The organism is Pseudomonas sp. Root71 (assembly GCF_001429045.1).
Lineage (GTDB): Bacteria > Pseudomonadota > Gammaproteobacteria > Pseudomonadales > Pseudomonadaceae > Aquipseudomonas > Aquipseudomonas monachiensis.
This window is the reverse complement of sequence record NZ_LMHY01000022.1, coordinates 353,800-372,014: the sequence shown is the minus strand read 5'-3', so window position 1 is coordinate 372,014 and position 18,215 is coordinate 353,800. Positions and strand designations below refer to the sequence as shown.

14 protein-coding genes, 1 tRNA gene and 1 pseudogene are annotated in these 18,215 nt (G+C 60.6%); 5 read left to right on the top strand and 11 right to left on the bottom strand.

Features of this window, described 5'->3' with window-relative positions; translation table 11 throughout:
* Window positions 1-13 precede the first annotated feature (13 nt).
* From ASD95_RS15520 to ASD95_RS15505, 4 genes are all read left to right on the top strand, one after another.
* Window positions 14-1,165, top strand: a complete 1,152-nt coding sequence (locus ASD95_RS15520) for an MFS transporter (RefSeq protein WP_056724820.1) — start codon at window positions 14-16, stop codon at window positions 1,163-1,165.
* A 138-nt stretch (window positions 1,166-1,303) separates the two neighbouring features.
* The gene (locus ASD95_RS15515) at window positions 1,304-1,945 is read left to right on the top strand and encodes a dimethylsulfonioproprionate lyase family protein (RefSeq protein WP_056724818.1); all 642 of its coding nucleotides are present in this window, start codon (window positions 1,304-1,306) and stop codon (window positions 1,943-1,945) included.
* Between the two features lie 225 nt (window positions 1,946-2,170).
* A complete protein-coding gene (locus tag ASD95_RS15510; RefSeq protein WP_056724816.1) occupies window positions 2,171-3,238 on the top strand; it encodes an alpha/beta fold hydrolase in 1,068 nt (355 codons plus the stop codon).
* A 109-nt stretch (window positions 3,239-3,347) separates the two neighbouring features.
* On the top strand, window positions 3,348-4,838 hold the full coding sequence (locus tag ASD95_RS15505; RefSeq protein WP_056724815.1) for a DUF1254 domain-containing protein: 1,491 nt from the start codon (window positions 3,348-3,350) through the stop codon (window positions 4,836-4,838).
* 269 nt (window positions 4,839-5,107) lie between these two features.
* On the opposite strand, the gene ASD95_RS15500 is transcribed toward ASD95_RS15505, so the two are convergent.
* The 8 genes and pseudogenes from ASD95_RS15500 to tssB all read right to left on the bottom strand — a co-directional run bounded on the left by ASD95_RS15500 (window position 5,108) and on the right by tssB (window position 12,864).
* Window positions 5,108-6,268: an OmpA family protein gene (locus tag ASD95_RS15500; protein ID WP_056724813.1), complete on the bottom strand. Its 1,161-nt coding sequence runs from the start codon at window positions 6,266-6,268 to the stop codon at window positions 5,108-5,110.
* A 29-nt stretch (window positions 6,269-6,297) separates the two neighbouring features.
* Window positions 6,298-6,738, bottom strand: a complete 441-nt coding sequence (gene tssE, locus ASD95_RS15495) for a type VI secretion system baseplate subunit TssE (protein WP_056724811.1) — start codon at window positions 6,736-6,738, stop codon at window positions 6,298-6,300.
* 3 nt (window positions 6,739-6,741) lie between these two features.
* A pseudogene (locus tag ASD95_RS15490) lies at window positions 6,742-6,987 on the bottom strand (type VI secretion lipoprotein TssJ); the annotation flags it as partial.
* 16 nt (window positions 6,988-7,003) lie between these two features.
* The gene (locus tag ASD95_RS15485; RefSeq protein ID WP_056724809.1) at window positions 7,004-8,707 is read right to left on the bottom strand and encodes an OmpA family protein; all 1,704 of its coding nucleotides are present in this window, start codon (window positions 8,705-8,707) and stop codon (window positions 7,004-7,006) included.
* A gap of 7 nt (window positions 8,708-8,714) precedes the next feature.
* The gene (gene tssL / locus ASD95_RS15480) at window positions 8,715-9,395 is read right to left on the bottom strand and encodes a type VI secretion system protein TssL, short form (protein WP_056724808.1); all 681 of its coding nucleotides are present in this window, start codon (window positions 9,393-9,395) and stop codon (window positions 8,715-8,717) included.
* A complete protein-coding gene (gene tssK / locus ASD95_RS15475; RefSeq protein ID WP_056724805.1) occupies window positions 9,392-10,747 on the bottom strand; it encodes a type VI secretion system baseplate subunit TssK in 1,356 nt (451 codons plus the stop codon). Before tssK ends, tssL begins: the two co-directional genes overlap by 4 nt.
* A gap of 40 nt (window positions 10,748-10,787) precedes the next feature.
* Complete coding sequence (tssC, locus tag ASD95_RS15470; RefSeq protein ID WP_056724803.1) at window positions 10,788-12,326, bottom strand: type VI secretion system contractile sheath large subunit; 1,539 nt, start codon at window positions 12,324-12,326, stop codon at window positions 10,788-10,790.
* A gap of 34 nt (window positions 12,327-12,360) precedes the next feature.
* Window positions 12,361-12,864 carry a type VI secretion system contractile sheath small subunit gene (gene tssB / locus ASD95_RS15465; RefSeq protein ID WP_056724801.1) on the bottom strand — a complete coding sequence of 168 codons (504 nt, stop codon included), beginning with the start codon at window positions 12,862-12,864 and terminating at the stop codon, window positions 12,361-12,363.
* A 513-nt stretch (window positions 12,865-13,377) separates the two neighbouring features.
* Between tssB and ASD95_RS15460 the strand changes: the two genes are divergently transcribed.
* A complete protein-coding gene (locus ASD95_RS15460) occupies window positions 13,378-14,706 on the top strand; it encodes an OprD family porin (protein ID WP_056724799.1) in 1,329 nt (442 codons plus the stop codon).
* 8 nt (window positions 14,707-14,714) lie between these two features.
* Here ASD95_RS15460 and ASD95_RS15455 read toward each other — a convergent pair.
* The 3 genes from ASD95_RS15455 to selA form a co-directional block, all read right to left on the bottom strand.
* Window positions 14,715-14,810, bottom strand: a tRNA-Sec gene (locus ASD95_RS15455).
* Between the two features lie 19 nt (window positions 14,811-14,829).
* Window positions 14,830-16,737 (bottom strand): selenocysteine-specific translation elongation factor, encoded by a 1,908-nt coding sequence (selB, locus tag ASD95_RS15450; RefSeq protein ID WP_056724797.1) that lies wholly within the window; start codon window positions 16,735-16,737, stop codon window positions 14,830-14,832.
* Entirely contained in the window at window positions 16,734-18,164 is a 1,431-nt protein-coding gene (gene selA / locus ASD95_RS15445; protein WP_056724796.1) for an L-seryl-tRNA(Sec) selenium transferase, read from the bottom strand. The genes selB and selA overlap by 4 nt, the downstream gene beginning before the upstream one ends.
* Window positions 18,165-18,215: the final 51 nt, after the last annotated feature.

Sequence of the window (18,215 nt, the reverse complement as noted above, 5' to 3'; positions counted from 1 at the left end):
ATTACCGAGAATTATGAATGCTCCATCGCCGGTGTTGATAACCACGGCTAACCACAGCGAGCGGATGTCTACACGCATTGCCTTCCTCATCGCAGGCTTACTCATGTCCGCTTGGGCGCCTCTGGTTCCATTGGTTAAAGCACGCGCCGGCCTGGACGATGGTGGCCTGGGTTTGCTGCTGCTTGGCCTTGGCGGAGGATCTATTGTGGCCATGCCCTTCGCTGGCTATCTCACTGCACACTATGGATGCCGACCGGTCGTAATCTGGGCGACGATTGTCTTGTGTGCTGTTCTTCCACTGTTGAGCACCGTGGCCTGGCTGCCTGGCTTGGTCATCGCTGTCACTCTCTTCGGTGCCAGTATGGGCATGCTTGATTGCGCCATGAACATACAGTCCGTCATCGTCGAGAAAAACAGCGGGCAGGCACTTCAGTCCGGCTTCCATGGCCTTTACAGCGTCGGAGGCATAGTGGGCGCCGGGGCCATGACCGCTTTATTGACCTTAGGGCTCGATCCACTGATTGCGGCGCTCTGTATCGTTGCCACCGTTTTGGGATCGCTTTACAAGGCTGCGCCTGCTTTGCTGACTTATGGCACCGAACGGGGTGGGCCATTGTTCGCGGTGCCCAGAGGTATCGTGCTGCTTTTAGGGACGCTCTGTTTCATCGTCTTCCTCACTGAAGGTGCAATGCTTGACTGGAGCGCAGTCTTCCTTGTCTCAAACCGAGGGTTAGAGCCGAGCATCTCCGGTTTGGGCTACGCATCCTTCGCCGCTGCGATGACTGTGGGCCGCCTGACGGGGGACGCCATCGTCAGCAAACTGGGCGGCGTGCGCGTCGTTGCGCTTGGCGGGCTTTGCGCAGCCGCGGGCATGATTGTGTCCCTTGGAATCGATGGCTGGCCCGCGTCCTTGATCGGCTATGCCTTGGTCGGGGCTGGCTGCTCGAACATTGTCCCTGTGCTCTTTACCTCCGTGGGCCGCCAGCAACGTATGCCACAGGCAGTAGCGATCCCCGCTGTCATCTCGATGGGTTACGCGGGCATTCTGATCGGTCCCGTGTTTATTGGGGCGGTCGCCCATCTAAGCACCTTGTCGTTCGCTCTGGGCGGTCTGATTGTCCTCCTCGTTTTTGTCAGTGCAACAGCACGATTTCTTCGCAATTAACCCAATCGTTTCCGGCGCGATTTCAGCATTGGCCATTGCGAATCGAACTCTTCGCCCAGAAAACCAGGAGGCATCTCGACGGATGGATCACTGAGTTTTCAAAGTCACCTGCCAGTTACGTTCAAGAGGTAAACGGTCATGCAGTCGTATTTACAGATGTCGGAACAAGAACTCCTGATACAGGGAGTGGTGATGCGCGAGGCACTCCTGCGAATCCTGGCCCGTCATTCTCAAGGGAGTAGTGATGATGGCGTGGATACAGAAATCTGTGTTTGTGCCTTGAGCAATGCGCGCCTGGACATCGGCTTGCCTCCGTTCTCGGGCACTTCCCTGCCCGCTTGCCTGGAGCCCACGGTAGCACGGGCATTGGCGGATGCTCCCCGAACGGATCGGGACTTCAAGATTCTGCTATCGGCTCTTGAGACCCTGCTGTCCAGTAGTCGCTGGATAAAACGATCGGCTTCAGAAGGGGACGATGATGCGTTTGAAGAAAGGCACCGACATGCGCTGATTCTCGGCAAGGGCGCACTGCTTGAATGTTCAACTTTGACAGTGGGGTTGGCGGTAATGGAGCCCAAACTTTGCTATCCGTACCACAAGCATCCTCCGGCAGAGTTTTATGTCGTTCTATCGGAAGGTTACTGGTATCGGGAAGATGTTGGCTGGTGGAATCCCGGGCCGGGCGGCGTAGTGTTCAACCCACCATCGGCTGTCCATTCCATGAGGTCAACCGACAAGCCGTTGCTGGCACTCTGGGGACTTTCCCATGCAGTGGATTGATGCGCCGACAATCAGCAGACTGCTCGACTATCCAAGCTTATGACGGCTGCCGACTCGGCCCTGGGACTTGGTATCACAGTGTATCGGCGCGACACCTCGATACACAGACTTTCATCCGGCCGACGATTGGACACAGGCCAGATACGTTGCCGCGCTCCAATGCTCGCAAGGTTTGAAGGGGCTCGGACGGATCCCCTGACCCATGGCTGGTAAAGGAGAGATCCCATGAAGATGGCACTGCGCAACAGCAACCCCGGCAAGACTCGTCGCCACCTGGTCGGCCCTTCGATCCTCGCGCTGACACTGTTCGGCGTACTTGGCGCGGCCCACGCACAAACGGCCGCCACCGCGCAGCCGGCGTTGGCCCCTGCCGGCACCACCCAGGCAGCGCCCTCGCCGTTCGGCCCGCTCAAGCATGTCAACGCCGGACTGCTGGATGTGGCGTACGCTGAAACCGGTCCGGCCAACGGGCCGGTGGTGATCCTGCTGCACGGCTGGCCGTATGACATCCACAGCTATGACGAAGTCGCGCCGTTGCTGGCCGCCAAGGGTTATCGGGTGCTGATGCCCTATGCCCGCGGTTATGGCGATACGCATTTTCTCTCCGACAAAACCCTGCGCAATGGCCAACCGGCTGCACTGGCCAGTGATGTCATCGACTTCATGGATGCCCTGAAGATCAAGCAAGCGGTGCTCGGTGGCTATGACTGGGGTGCGCGTTCGGCCGACATTGTCTCGGCGCTGTGGCCGGAGCGGGTCAAGGCGCTGGTCTCGGTCAGCGGTTATCTGATCGGCAACCAGGCCGCCGGCAAGAACCCGTTGCCACCCAAGGCGGAATTGCAGTGGTGGTATCAGTTCTACTTCGCCACTGACCGTGGTCGCGCCGGTTACGAGAAGAACACTCACGACTTCGCCAAATTGATCTGGCAACTGGCTTCGCCGAAATGGGCGTTCGATGACGCCACCTTCGACCGCAGTGCCAAGGCGCTGGACAACCCCGATCATGTCGATATCACCGTGTTCAACTACCGCTGGCGCCTGGGCCTGGTCCAAGGTGAGAGCCGATACGAAGCGCTGGAGCAGAAACTGGCCACGGCACCGTCCATCAGCGTACCGACCATTACCCTTGAAGGCGATGCCAACGGCGCACCGCACCCGGCACCTGAAGACTATGCCAAGCGCTTCACCGGCAAATATCAGTTCCGCCTGATCAACGGCGGCATCGGCCACAACTTGCCGCAGGAAGATCCCCAGGCGTTCGCCAAGGCAGTGATTGATGCCGATCATCTTTGAGGTCGATCTGACGTTCTCGCGCCTGCGTTGAACAGCACCGGGGTAAAGATGAGCTATCTTGAGAGCGAATCACCTGCATCCATTGACTGCCAGCCAGTAAGGACGCTTCATGAATCGTTTGCCCCGGCGCCATGCCCTCTTCGCCTTGTCTCTGGCCAGTACGCTCACAGCCACAGCGCTATTGAGTACGCAGGGTTACGCAGCGCAAGCCACAGTCGCCGCTCCGGCCGCCAGCCCTGTCTCAGGCCCTGTTGCCGGTACCAAAGTAACTGAACCGTACGTACGCATGATGGCGCGCGAGGCGTATTTCTGGGCCTGGCCGATGGCCAACATCTTCAATCGTCGCCAGGCCTTCAAGGACTTGCCCGAGCCCGGCTTGATGGGCGGCATCGTACCGGTGGCCCCGATCAATCGGTTGTCGATGCTCAGCGACTACATCGACCCGGCCGAGCGGCTGGTGGCCTGCCCGAACCAGGACGTGGTGTACGGCGCCGGCAGCATCGCCCTGGACCTTGAGCCGGTGGTGCTGCAAGTGCCGGACTTCGACGGCCGCTTCTGGGTATATCAGGTGGTCGACCTGCGCTCCGACAGCTTCGCCGAGATGGGTAAAATGTATAACACCCAACCGGGTTTCTACCTGCTGGTCGGGCCGGACTGGAACGGCAAGGTGCCGCCGGGCATCAAGCGGGTGTACCGGGCGCGTACAAACACCGGGTTCGTGATTCCTCGGGTATTTCAGGACGACACCGCCGCTGACCGCCTGGCCGTGCAGCCGGCATTGTCGGGCATCGACATGTACCCGCTGTCGCAGTACGACGGCAAGATGAAGAAGCGCAACTGGGCCCGGTTGCCGAAATTCCCGGCCCAGGCTTCTGAAGGCAGCGCCGAAACCAAATGGGTTGTGCCGGAAAAGTTCTTCGACGAACTGCCGGCCTTGCTCAAGGACGCCAAGCCATTACCGGGCGAAGACGCCCGCTACGCACAAATGACCGCCCTCGCGGCCATCGCCAAGGCCGACCCGCAACTGCGCGCCGCGATGATCGACGAGGCGAAAAAGGCCGACAAAGAAGTGATCGACCCGCTGTTGCAGTTCCGCAACTACGGCCTGCAATTGCCCAATCACTGGAGCACGGTAAGCAACGGCGCAGCGTTCGGCACCGATTATTTCACCCGTACCGCCGTCGCGCGCTCGAACATTTTCGTGAACCAGCAGAAAGAGACCAAATACTTCTACCAGGACCTGGATGAGAACGGCCTGCGTCTCAACGGCCAGTACGGCTACAGCGTCACGTTCGCCAAGGGCAAGCTGCCGCCGGTCAAGGGGTTCTGGTCGCTGACGCTGTACAACGAACAGCACTTCTTCTCGCCGAACGAGCTCAAGCGCTACTCCATCGGCACCAAGAACAAGTCCCTGCAAACCAACCCAGACGGCTCGCTGACTCTCTACGTGCAAAGCGAATCACCGGGCCAGGACAAGGAAAGCAACTGGCTGCCCTCGCCCAACGGCGCCGGGTTCTCGCTGTACATCCGCGCCTACTGGCCGCAAGCCGATGCCCTCGATGGCGACTGGACCCCGCCGGCGGTGGTGAAAACCAAGTGAAAAGGACTTCGACGATGAACGCAGCCAGCAAAACGCTGACCGCACTGGCGTTGGCCGCTTCGTAATCCGTGATGCCGTGAACAAATGAGCGCCCAAGTGGCGCTCATTTCGTTTGGGTCACACAAAACCCTCTGTAGGATCGAGCTTGCTCGCGATGGCGGAGTGTCAGCCTCTATCAGTGCTGGCTGTGTCGGCCTCATCGCGAGCAAGCTCGCTCCCACAGGGAATATCGGCTCCCCCCTCCCCGGCATCCGCTCCCGAAGCAAACCTCAGGTCGACGACTGACAGGCGCCCTTTTCCGGTACCAGACGAATATCGACACGACGGTTGGCTTCCCGCCCCGCCTCGGTGTCATTGCTGGCAATCGGTTGACTGGCGGCAGCCCCCCGCACGGCAAAGCAACTGGCCGGGATATCACCCATGCGTTGCATCCAGTCGTGCACGCTGGCGGCGCGGGCCTGGGACAGTCTGATGTTCTCTTCAGGATTGCCCGTGGCATCACTGTGCCCGGTAATGACAATCAACAGGTCTGGCTGAGCCTTGATGTCGACCAAGGCATTGATCAGTACTTTGGTCGAGCCGGGCTTGAGCGTGGCACTGCCTGCCTCGAACAGTGACAGGCTGCGCAGATGCACGGGTTCGCCGATGTCCTGCTTGTGCTGGATAAAGGCCAGATGGCGGGCCCTGCCCTCAGTAGACGAAATGGTCACCCAGCCCTGCCACCACAATCCACCAACCAGAATCAAGGTGGTGGCCACAGCAGACACCCACAGACTGATTCTCCGTATTTTTTTTCGCTGTTTTGAACCCGATAAATCGGGCAGCGGTGGACTGGGAATGATCATCACCGGCATGACATATTCCGGCACGTAGCCCCCGATCGAAGGCAGCCCCGGTGCGCTCGACAAGCGCCTTGCCTGCGTCCGCTGCAGCAGACTGCCGACTTGTTGACCCATCGCCAGCAGCGTTTGCGGAGCAATCAGCCCCGTGCATTCCAGGCGCGCGCGCAATCGGTCAAGCTCGGTGCCCAACTGGACAAGCGCCGGCAAGTTCCGCGAACTGATGTCCACACTCCGCATCAAGGCCTGCAGTTGACCGCATAGCCAGGCCAGAATGTCCAGGCGCGCAGACTCCAGGGGGGGCCACACACCCTCCCGATCGCCGAGTAATGCCTCGATCAGTGACACCCCTTGCACGATGCCATCCAGGCCGTAGCGTTGTCCGTTCGCCAGTGCAAAAGCCGCAGCGCTTTGCAGATCCGCGCCATTTTTCTGGAACAACGCCAGGCACAACTGCTGTATACGGCCCCAATCCACGTCCGGACACGCCGGATGGCTCAGATGGGCCAGTTCATCGCGAAGTGCGACAAACTCGTCAAAGTCCCGTGGATCACCACCTGCCCGCACATGAAGCCCAAACAACCCGGTCATTTCCTTTCCTTCCTTTTGCCTGTCCGATATCACGGCGTCGACAGGTAGCGCTGCCGTTTGAGGTGACGCATGAGTACCTTGCCTTCAGGCGCCAGAGTGGTGCCGAAAGTCACCCGTTTGCCGCCCTTGAGTTGCATGTCGAGGGCATACTCCAGATGGCCCGGCAGCACCTGTGCCAACAACTCGATGCTGACCGCGGCCAAACGCGGTTCGTACTTGAGCAGAGTCCTCCTCATCGTTTTCATCAGGTCATGGGCCGTGGCGGGCAATCCCTGCAGGATCACGCCCATGTCCGGCAAGCCGTAGTCCGGCAGGTGGCTGAGCGTGCCGGCGCGGCTATTGAGGATGCGTTGCAGATTGTCCAGCACCGACAGGATTTGCTGGTTCTCTTCGCCGACTCGATACAGCTCCAGTTCGCCATCGAAGTTCTGCAAGAGCATTTCGTACAGCGAGGGGTTGAGATCGCCCACTACCTACTCCTTCGCCAATGGCCGTAATGTCAATCGGTTGTCCGCCAGCTCGATCACCCGAGGCTGGTCCGGTTCAAGGTCATTGCGGGCCAGGGTCAGGCGCCAGGTGTTCATTCGGGTGTCCGGTTGACGGAACAGACCGACCACCGTGACGAATTTTGCGTCCCTGTTCAGGGGCACGTTCAGTAACGCACCCTCGCCGGGCTTGATCACCACGGCATGCGCGTCCAGTAGATCGGCACTGAGTTTGCTGTCGCCATGGCTGTCAGCCCGGTATCGTTGGGGAATGCGAGCAAGCCCCCGTTTCCGGTATCAGGCGAATTTCGACTCGACGGTTGGCAGTGCGCCCCGCCTCGGTGTCATTGCTGGCGATCGGCTGCCTGGCGCCGAAGCCCTGGACAGCAAAACAACTGTCGGGCAGATCGCCCATGCGTTGCATCCAGTCCCGCACCGACGCCGCGCGGGCCCGGGACAGCAGAAGGTTTTGCGCGTCATTGCCCGACGCATCGGTATGCCCGGCGATGACGATCAGCCATCCCGGCTGGGCCTTGATGTCCGCCAGGGCATTGATCAGCACTTTGGTCGAATCAGGCTTGAGCACGGCGCTGCCGCTTTTGAACAGCGACAGGTTGTCCAGGCGTACCGCTTTGGCGACTTTTACCGCGAGTGGCGCTGACGGCAGAGTGCGGTGACTGGCAATCGCCGCCAGCACCGGCGCACGCAGTCGGTCGCCGCGATACAGGCCCAAACCCAACTTCAGCGGAGCACCATGACGGTAATGGTTGTCCAGACGCTCGGCGTGCTGGCGAAGCGTCGTCAATGCCGCTTCGCGCTGGACAATCCCGGTCTGGTCGAAAGGGGCCGGTGGCGCCATGGAGGTGTAGCGACGCAGGTCATCGGTGACCTGACGCGCCAGCAACATGTTCTGCCAGGCCGAACTGGCCAAGGCCACCGCAGTCGCGACCACAAACAGCCACAGCGCAATCACCCCCGCCCGGCGTATCGGCGTTCGCTGGATACGGATGGGCAGCAACTGCAGCAACGGGTCAGGGAATGGCAGTGGCGCCGCGCCTGCGGTCTGTGCCTGCCAGTCGACTGACAGCGACAGCTTGTCGCTCAGCCATTGTTGCCAGAGGTTCCCCGACACGGTCCGGGGCAACACCGGCACCAGCGTGATGGCGATGGCCACTGCGGGACCTATCGAATGGCGGCGGTCACGCGCGGCCAGGTCCGGCAGTACCGCCTCCTCCAGCCAGGCCGCAACGCTGCTCACTTGAACGCCGGTATGCATGCGCGCCATACGCGTGACATCGTCCACTGCCAACTGCTGCCAATCGACCAGGCCGGCATGCATCCCGGCCTCACGGACCTCGGGGCTGGTCTGACCCGCCTCCCAACTGAACCAGGCCCCCTCGCCCTGAGAAGCTTGCAGGTAACTGACCAGCAACATCGGCAATGCAATCCCGCGTTTGCGAACCAGGGCAACCTGATGACAAAAAGCCCGCACCTGCCCCGCCAGTACGGCGCGGTCGTCATGCTCGCCCGGGTTGGAAACGAACATGACAGCAAGCTGCCCGCCCCATGCCGGCCGACGGGCCAATACGCTGGCTATCAGCTCCGGCAGTTGCATCAGGTCTGGCACCCGCAAGTAGCAACCTTGCCCGGTCTTGCGCAACGCTGGCGAATCACCGGCAACCGCGCCGAACAGACCGTCCAGGCCATCACCACAGACCAATACCACCGGCTGACAATAATCCGCCGGTGGCAGCGTCAGGTTAGCGGCCAGCACCCGTGACCCGGCTTGACGCTTCGCCCGTCGCCCGATCCTGATCCAGACCGCTATGGCAACGCACGCCACGAACAAAACCGCCGTTGCACGTGTCCAGGCCGCCAGCGGGATGATCGCCAGCAATGCCAGGACAAGCGCGCCGGCCCAAAGCCAGAGGAGTCGATTGAGTTTGTACGTCATCGGTGGCTCACGCCTGGCCAGGCTGGAGGTTGGCGATGACACCGCCCAACAGGTGATCGAGCCCCAGCCAGATCCCCGTGAGCAACAACCCTGCCAGCACAACCTGGGCCAGCGGGGAACGCTGCCAACGCCAGCTGCCGGATCGGTAGCCGATGCCCGCTTGTGTCGCTAACCCATGGTTGAGTTGCAGTGGCGGAACCTGCGCATTCAAGGCTGCCAGCAGTTGCAGGCGATCAGGGTCATTCAGCTCGCGATAGCGGCCGCGAAAGCCCAGCATCAATACCCGCTGGAATGCTGTCAGCACCTGCCGGTCCGGTGCGGGCTCGCGCAACACTTCGCGCATGTCTTCATACAGAAACTCACCGGCCTGGTGGCGGCTGAAGAACTTCGCCTGCAAGGGTTCGCTGGCCCAGGAAGCATGATCTTTGCCCTCGGCATAGCCGAGCACGGTTTCATCGAGCAACGCGCATTGGGCGTAGCTGATGTAGTCGATGCTGCGCCGACTCAAACCGGCCTGTTCAAGCGACTGGCGAACGTATTCGATCTGGTCGGCACAACGTGACCACAGCCCCTGGCTGTTTTTTGCTGATCCAGCCTGGCGCAGTTCAACCACCAGCAGGTAGCTGTCCTGCAACAGGACGTCGATGTTCACGGGCGAGCGGGTTTGCTTTTCGGTTTTTCCGTTCATGTGCGCAACACCGCAAACAGTTCAAGCCTGACCTCGACCAATGTGCTCGGCACATACAATGCGCAGACCCCCGCGGCCAGCATCGCCAGCCCCTTGGCATGATTGAGATCAAGGGCGAAGTATTGATTTTCCAGGCGCAACGGAATCGCGGCCGGCACATGGCTGAGCGCCTGCATGGGCACGCCGTCCAGTGCAGCATTGATCAATTGATCCACCTCATCCGGCGTACCGATCTTGCACAGTCGAGGAAACTGGCTCTGCAACTGCGCGGCCGGCAGGCGACAACGCACGGACAGATAGAAGTCCGCGCCGCCAGGCTCACACAAACGAGCGTCGTTGAGACTGACTTGCCAGCGGTTGGCGCCCGTTTCCTGCAACTCCAGGGCGATGACCCGGGACGGAAGGCTGGCTTCCAGCAAGGTGGAAATCATGCTCATCAACGGCGGGAAGACGGTTTCCAGGTGTTCGTGCCGATAGGCAGGAATCAGCTCGATGTCATGTTCCAGCGAAAAGGTCAGCAGGCTTCCAGCCAGCCTGGCCAGTTCCAGATAGACCTGTTCGGGATGGCGCCCCGGATGCGCCTTGAGGTCAGCCAACACGGGTTGATAGCTGTTCAAGGCATTTAGCAGCCAGAACAACGACACATCGGCCACCGCAAAGTCCGCCATGCGCTGATTACTCTCGCGCCGCATGCCCATGAGCCGTTGACGCTTGGCGGCCAACTGGGTCAACAGATTGTCCAGTTGGGTAAGCAAACCCGGGTGAGCAGCAAAGCTGAGAAGCGGCGGTACGTAGCCCGGGTCGAGCATCCAGGCCCCCTGCCCGTCGCGAATCAGACGGGCAATCGGGCAAGTCAGGTAATCGGCGTTGTCATCGTTGACCAGGCGCAAGCTCAAGGCATGCTCCAGCACCCCGATCGATTGCACCTCATCGCCAAACACGTCTTGAACCTTGCGCCAAGCCTGACGATAGCGCATTGGTCGATCGGCCCTGCCCCCGTCGAACAGACAGTTGTTGCCATTGCCCTGTTCCAGCGGCAAGGCCAGCAACAGCGTGACGCTCTGACTGTCATCAGGCAGCTGCCGAGCCAACTCCAGTGCAGGAGGCAGGCGATCGACATGATCGGTATCGACCAGGGTACCGTCGGCCATGCGCAAGTGCAGCCGGGTCAGTTTTAACTTGCCCAGGCGCAGTGCCTGCAGATCAACGTCCATTGCTTGTACACCCCAGGGATGTACCAACGACAGGTGCGCAAGGCACTCATTGGTCCAGGCTTCCCAGCGCGCCTGCTGCTGGAATTGCTGCGGAGACAGCAACGCCCCCGCGGCCCACAGGGGGCGGTCGATCTTCATGACAGTCGTTTCCTACGAAATGGCCCGGGTTTGAACAGGCTCAGTTTTTGGCCTTGGGCATCTGCGAAACCAGTGACAGGTTGACGTCCATGCCTTCCACCTGAAAGTGCGGCACGGCGTACAACTTGACGCGGAAGAAGCCGGGGTTGTCCTCGATGTCTTCCACCGTCACCTTCGCCTCACGCAGCGGGTGCGAAGCCTGCAAATCGTCGCCGGGGTCGGTCATTTCGGTGACCAGCCCACCGATCCACTTGTTGAGCTCAAGCTCCAGCAAGCGACGATCCTTGGTGGTTCCGATGTTCTCGCGCTGGATCATTTTCAAGTAGTGAGCGATGCGCGACAGGAGGAAAATGTACGGCAAGCGCGAGTTGATACGGCTGTTGGCAGTCGCGTCGGCGGTGTCGTACAGGGCGGGTTTCTGGCTGGAGTTGGCTGAGAAGAAACACGCGTAGTCGCGATTCTTGTAGTACGACAAAGGAATGAAACCGAGGTTGGCGAATTCAAATTCACGCGTCTCGGGAATCATCACCTCCGAGGGGATTTTCACCTGATTGCCGGTGCCCAGGTCGTACAGATGAATCGGCAGGCCGGTGACCGCGCCACCCGACTGTGGGCCGCGGATCTGCACACACCAGCCGTTGCTGATGAAGCTCTTGACCATGTTCGCGGCAAACGCGAACGAGGCATTGGTCCACAGGTACTTGTCGTGGTCCGGCCCCTTGACGCTTTCGATGTAGTTGAAGCTGCGCACCGCAATGGTGTCAGGACCGTAGGGCAAGCGACCGAGCACCCGCGGCATGGTCAGGCCGATGTAGCGGGCATCGTCACTGTCGCGAAAGGCTTTCCACTTGATGTATTCGGCGCGGTCAAAGTAGTTGCCGATGTCCTTGATCGCAGCGACTTCTTCCATCGATTCCTTGCCGAAAAAAGCAGGTCCCACAGAACCTATGAACGGCATGTGTGCTGCGGCCGCCACCTTGGAAACATTGCGCAACAAGGCAACATCCTGAGGGCTGCGGTCGAATTCGTAATTGGAAATGGCTGCAGCGATAGGTTCGCCACCCGGCGTGTCGTATTCCTGGATGTAGCTATGGAAATACAACCCGCTCTGGGCGATTTCCGGTGCGTCTTCGAAGTCCTGGACCAAATGGTCCTTGCTGATATCCAGCAACTCGATGCGAACGTTGCGGCGGAAATCGGTTTGGTCGATCAGCGATTTCACGCCGCGCCAGGTCGACTCGACGCGCTGGAAGTCGGGATGGTGCATGACGGCATCGAGCTGGCGACTGATCTGCTCGTCCAACGATGCAATGTGCTCATCGAGCAGCGCCTTGTCCAGACGCTCGACTTTATGTGAAGACTGCTTGAGCAAGTTCAGGAAAACGCTGACGGCAGCGGTCACGCGCTCATCGGCAGAGGCCTCGGACAATGCTTCATTGTCCTGAAAGGAGTCGAAACCGGCCAACTCCTCTACTGGATTCAGATTGATCTTACTGAACAAAGCGCTATATATACCCTGGCTTTCTTCAGACAACACTGTATCGCCACGCGATTGCGCGGAAGAATGTTCAACGGACATTTAGAGTTTTCCTGTGAAGCGAACCGAAGGGAAATTAACGAACTTCTTTTGGAGCCAGGGCAGCCAGTTCGGCACGCAGTTCGTCACTCAGCGCATCATCCTTGAGGATGCGCTCCAGTTCGTGCCGAAAGGTCGCGTTGTCCAGCAGGTTCGACTTGAGATCGCGCAGCAGGTTGCGCATGGCCAACAGTGCGCGCAACTGCGGAATCTGCCGCGCCACCTGTTCCGGTTCAAAGTCTTTCATGGCCCGGAAACTCAATTCCACAGAGGTGTCGCAGTGGTCATTGACCAGTGTGTTTTCCACCGCCAGCTTCAGGCTTGGTGAATACTCGGACAAAACACTGTCGAAATTATTCTTGTCAATGTTCATTTTGTTTCTTGCGGACAGCGGGCGCTGTTCCTTACCGTTGCTGTAGTCGCCCATCACCATCAACTTAAGCGGCAATTCGACTTTTTTCTGTGCGCCACCCGTGTGCAAATCGAGCTTGATATTAACTCGAGCCTTGGGCACTTCGTTTTGAAAACTACTTGCAGTCATCATTCCTCCTGACACCCGCGCAACTGTAACAACCATCACGAAGATAAATAAGACTGGAATCCAGAACGGCGATCAACTCTATACGCAGAGTTGCCATCCACAGCCCTTAAATTCCTTTCAATGCATAGAAGCCGCAACTCCAAGCGACAACTTTTGTCTCTCTGTCTATAAACGATGAAGCATCTGAAGTTAATTCTCCATCCCCCTCTAGCACTTTCGGAAGTTTCCTACATGACCAATCAGCAAAAGAGAAGTTAATTTGTAGGACTAGAGCGGGATAATCAAATCTGGTTACGCCAACACACAATTTTTGCTAGGAGTAATGGATCTCACTCAGGTCGATCGACACCAGCAACGACCGGCGGGACAAAAGGCATCAAAAGACAGCACACCGACTCAATATTCCCGACCCGATCTACGTAACCATCACGTCCTCACTCCCCCCTAAGGACAGTGTCATGGTCATTGCAAAGGCAGTACCCGGCAAAACCCTGCCCCTGTGGTGACCCATTGATGATCTTTTCCCCGCAAGAATCCAGGGCGGCCATTGCCCTGTGCTGCTGCCTGCTGGCAACCCACGCACTGGCCGAGGAATCGGCGAAAGACAGCGTAGGATTTTTCGAGGGCGCGACCCTTGGCGTGCTCAGCCGAAACTTCTATCTGAACAGCGACTATCGATCGCCCTCGCCATCCGGCAAGAGCTACAAGGCTGAATGGGCTCAAGGTTTTATCAGCGCTTTTGAATCCGGTTTCACGCCGGGTACCGTCGGCTTCGGCCTCGATGCCCATGCCTTTCTGGGGTTGAAACTCGATAGCGGCAAAGGCCATTCCGGGACCGGATTACTGCCCGTGGGCAGTGACGGTCGTAGCGAAAGTAACTACTCCGGCGGTGGCGGCGCGATCAAGCTCAAGGCCTCGAACACCACCCTGGCGTTTGGTGAAATGGAGGTCGAAAGCCCGGTGTTCGACACCGCGGACAAACGCCTGCAACCGGAGTACGCCACCGGTTTTCTGTTCGACAGCCGCGAAATCGACGGAATGAACCTGCAGGCCGGCCACTTCACGGCGTTCAAGAATCAGGACAGTGCGTCAGGCAAGGGCAACTTTTTCGGTTATGGCGCCAACACCGAGGCCGGCGGCATTTCGTTTGTCGGCGCCGACCTGTTTACCCAAAGCCCGGTTGGCGGCGCCCTGTATGCCTCGGATCTGACCGACACCTGGCATCAGTACTACGGCAATCTGCACTTCAAGCAGTCCGAGGTGTTCCTCGACGCCAACCTCTATCACACCCGGGACACCGGTCAGGCGCTGGCCGGTGCCATCGACAATACTGCGTACAGCCTGTCCGGCCGATACACGCTGGGCGCCCATGGTTTCACCCTGGCCTATCAGAAGATCAACGGTGATACGCCGTTCGATTTTGTCGGTGGCGACTCCATCTACCTGGCCAACTCGATCAAATACGCCGACTTCAACGGCGCCCGCGAACGCTCCTGGCAGGCGCGTTACGACCTGGACCTGGCCACCTTCGGGATACCCGGCCTGAAGTTCATGACCCGTTACGTCACCGGCGACCAGATCGACGGCACCCATGCGCCGCAAGGCGGGGCCTACAACCCGTTCGACCCGGCGACCGGCACCTTCGTGCCGCAACAGGGTGATGGGGGCAAACACTGGGAGCGCGACATCGACCTGCACTACGTCGTGCAGTCCGGGGCGGCGAAGGGCTTGTCGTTGCAATTGTCCCATGTGTCGCACCGGGCGAACGCGGCCCAGGCAGGCGACGACATCGACCGGGTGTACGTGGTCATCCAGTACCCGTTGGACTTCGGGCCGTTCTGACCGGGAAGTGGCGGAAGGCAGCCGGAGTCGAACCTGCCCGGGAACGGATGCCGTCCCCAACCGGGTTTGAAGCCCGGCCGCGCCACCGGGCGCGATTGCCTTCCTTGAAATCATGTCTTTGAATCAGTGCTCTATGTGCTGGGCCAACGCACTGTCCAGGCGAATCTGCCGGCGATCACCCAAGCGTCGTGTCAGACCGATACGGTCAAAGTACTCCAGTATCTGAATGCTGCGCTTGCGCCCCAGACCCACCGCATCCCGAAATGCCGCCACCTGGATCACCGGGTTGGCGTCCGCCAGCTGCAACAGCATAGCCGTCAATCGGCGAATCATGTTGTCGGGGTAAAACAGATCGCGCACCACCTGGTGCATCAAGCCCAGACGCGCCATCTTGCGTAGCAATGCGCGGACGGTCGCTTCGTCATGCCCCAGGTTACGCACCCAGGGCGGGTCGAATCCGGCCTGTTCGAAAAGCGGCTGCAATTCTAGCCACAGGGCTTCGTCCTCTTCGCTCAAGCGCACCTGATGCCCGGGCAGGTGCAACCACGGTCCGCTGCTGGCGATGTCGCCGCTGGCCAACAACTCGTCGAGCAGGCTGATAAACGTTGGGCGTTCCAAAGTACTGCCGGTGAATCGGCGCAGGCGGTCCCGATCCGGGCCCATCTGGTCCGGTTCGAGTTCATGGAAACGCGCGAGTTGCTCCACTAAAGGCGATTTCAAGGCTTCCCAACGGCTGGCACTGAACAGCAATGGGCCTTGGCGGGTATCGATCAGGCGCACGTCAGCGGGCAACACCCAACTGCTGCGCGGTCGGTTGAACTGTCGCGCCAGGCGCTGTGGATCGAGCCCTGTGTCGCTATTGGCCAGCAATGCCGGCAAAACATCCTCCAGCGTTGCGCTGTTCACCAATGCATGCAGCTGCGCCAATCGTTCGGGGCTGCGGCGTTGCCGAGTGGGAGCAAACGGGTCGAGCACCCGGCCGCCGCCAAGGGTGCGTTGGGCACTCTGGTCGCGCAGGATCAGCGGATCGCCTTTCACCGCATGCACCGGTGTATTGAGCAGCAGTTGCGCCAGCATCCGCTCACCCGGTGCCAGGCTGGCGCCTTCGAGCAAGGCGACTCGACCGGTGACGTCCAGGGTGCCGAAGTGTACGTGCACCGGTTGAAAGTGCTCGAAGGCGCGGGGTTCGGTGGCTAGCAACTGCATGTCGATGTCCAGGCGCTGGGTGGGCGCATACAGGGCTTCGGCGAGTAACCAATGGCCGCGATGGATATGCTCCAGGGCCAGCCGTTCGGCACTCAGGTTCAACGCCACGCGCTGGCCGGCCAAGGCGTGGCCGGCGGCCTGGTTTTGCGCGTGCAGGCCGCGAACGCGCACCGGTTTGCCTTGTGGCCCCAACAGCAGGGTATCGCCCACCGCGACCTGACCGGACAGCGCCGTGCCGGTGACCACGATACCGGCCCCGGCCACGCTGAAGGCCCGGTCGATCGCCAGGCGAAAACCACCTTCGGTGCTGCGCTGCTGCACTCCGCGCTGGGCTTGCAGCAATTGTTGGCGCAGGGTTTCGATGCCCTCGCCCGTCAGGCTCGACAGCGCAATCAGCGGTGCATCGGCATACGGCCCGGGCGCCAACAAGGTGCGGACCTGATCGCGCACCTCCTGTACCCGGGCGCTGTCGACCCGGTCGCACTTGCTGATCGCCACCAGTGCCCGAGGGATACCCAATAGCTGGACAATCGCCAGGTGCTCGCGGGTCTGCGGCATCACCCCGTCATCGGCGGCCACCACCAGCAACACCAGATCGATGCCCTGCGCCCCGGCCAGCATGTTGTGGGTGAAGCGCTCATGGCCCGGAACGTCGATGAAACCGGTCAGCGGCGCATCCGTCTCCAGCGCGGCATACAGGTAGCCGAGGTCGATGGTCATGCCGCGCTCGCGCTCTTCGCGGCGACGGTCACCCGCCTGACCGGTCAACGCCTGGAGCAGCGCCGTCTTGCCATGGTCGATGTGCCCTGCGGTGCCGACAATCACCCTGCCCGGCCCTCCACCTGTAATTGATCGAGCTGCGCCAGCCATGCCGGTTCGTCGTCCAGTTGCCGCAGGTCCAGCCACAGGGCGTCATCGTCGATGCGCCCCAGGACCGCAATCGGCAAGGCGCGAAAGGCCTCTTCCAGCGTCAACAGCGAACGCCCGCGCAAGCGCTTGGAGGTCAGCGGGCGCAGACACAGCGCGGCGCTGGCCAGCCGCGCCACCGGTTGGCTGCCGCTGCCGATCATACCCAGCGCCGGCATGGCACTGACGCTCCAGCCGTCACCCAGCACCTGGGCCAGCCACGGTCGCAAACGCTCGGCCTGGGCGAGGATATCGGCCTGTGGCCGAGTCAGCAGGCGCAGGCTCGGCAAACGCTCGGCCAACCGGTCCGGATTGCGGTACAAACCCAGCACCGCTTCCAGGGCGGCCAGGGTCATCTTGTCGACGCGCAGCGCCCGCTTGAGGGGATTTTTCTTGATCCTGGCGATCAGTTCCTTGCGGCCGACAATCACCCCGGCCTGTGGCCCGCCGAGCAGTTTGTCGCCACTGAAGGTGACGATGTCCGCGCCATCGAGCAGGGCCTGGCGCACTGTCGGCTCCGGCGGCAAGCCCCAGCGGGACAAGTCCAGCAGACTGCCGCTGCCGAGGTCTTCAAGCAGAGGCAAACCGTGCAGATGGGCCAGTTGCGCCAGTTCGGCAGTCGGCACGCTGGTGGTGAACCCTTGAATGCTGTAGTTGCTCGCATGCACGCGCATGATCAAGCCGCTGCGCGGGCCGATGGCAGCCTCGTAGTCGCGGGCATGGGTGCGATTGGTGGTGCCGACCTCAATCAGCTTCACTCCGGCGCGGGCCATGATATCGGGGATGCGGAAGGCGCCGCCGATTTCAATCAGTTCGCCCCGGGAGATAATCCCTTCCTTGCGCGCGCCCAGGCTGTTGAGGGTCAGGAGCACCGCCGCGGCATTGTTGTTGACCACGGTCACTGCTTCGGCGCCGGTCAGCTCGCGAATCAAATTTTCGATCAGGTCGTCGCGGTCTCCGCGCTTGCCGCTATGCAGGTCGAACTCGAGGTTGAGCGGATAGCGCGCGGCCATTTGCACCGCTTCAATCGCCTCCTCTGGCAACAGCGCCCGGCCGAGGTTGGTGTGCAAGACCGTACCGGTGAGGTTGAACACCCGGCGCACATGGCTGCGATGCTGGGTTGCCAGTCGCTCGCCGACCCTGCCCGCCAGTACATCAGGGCTGACTTCAACAGCTTCGAGCAAACCCTGTCGTACCCCTTCGCGCAATTCATCCAGCAATAACCGCAAGGTGGTCAGCAAGGCCTCGCGCCCATAGCGCTCGGCCAACGGCTGGCACGCCGGGTGGCGCAACAGACTGTCGATGGAAGGTAGACGCAGGGGTTGGCTGGCACTGCGTGCAGACATCTGGCGCTCCTGATAACGAATGACCCTCGCGCCAGAGTGTAGACGCTGCGG

Bases quoted from the DNA above. Each gene is read 5' to 3' on its own strand.
- tssL (WP_056724808.1), bottom strand. From the start codon at position 9,395: ATGAACGGAAAAACCGAAAAGCAAACCCGCTCGCCCGTGAACATCGAC.
- tssB (WP_056724801.1), bottom strand. From the start codon at position 12,864: ATGACTGCAAGTAGTTTTCAAAACGAAGTGCCCAAGGCTCGAGTTAAT.
- ASD95_RS15485 (WP_056724809.1), bottom strand. From the start codon at position 8,707: ATGACGTACAAACTCAATCGACTCCTCTGGCTTTGGGCCGGCGCGCTT.
- ASD95_RS15515 (WP_056724818.1), top strand. From the start codon at position 1,304: ATGCAGTCGTATTTACAGATGTCGGAACAAGAACTCCTGATACAGGGA.
- ASD95_RS15520 (WP_056724820.1), top strand. From the start codon at position 14: ATGAATGCTCCATCGCCGGTGTTGATAACCACGGCTAACCACAGCGAG.
- ASD95_RS15510 (WP_056724816.1), top strand. From the start codon at position 2,171: ATGAAGATGGCACTGCGCAACAGCAACCCCGGCAAGACTCGTCGCCAC.
- selA (WP_056724796.1), bottom strand. From the start codon at position 18,164: ATGTCTGCACGCAGTGCCAGCCAACCCCTGCGTCTACCTTCCATCGAC.
- ASD95_RS15460 (WP_056724799.1), top strand. From the start codon at position 13,378: ATGATCTTTTCCCCGCAAGAATCCAGGGCGGCCATTGCCCTGTGCTGC.
- ASD95_RS15505 (WP_056724815.1), top strand. From the start codon at position 3,348: ATGAATCGTTTGCCCCGGCGCCATGCCCTCTTCGCCTTGTCTCTGGCC.
- tssC (WP_056724803.1), bottom strand. From the start codon at position 12,326: ATGTCCGTTGAACATTCTTCCGCGCAATCGCGTGGCGATACAGTGTTG.
- tssK (WP_056724805.1), bottom strand. From the start codon at position 10,747: ATGAAGATCGACCGCCCCCTGTGGGCCGCGGGGGCGTTGCTGTCTCCG.
- ASD95_RS15500 (WP_056724813.1), bottom strand. From the start codon at position 6,268: ATGACCGGGTTGTTTGGGCTTCATGTGCGGGCAGGTGGTGATCCACGG.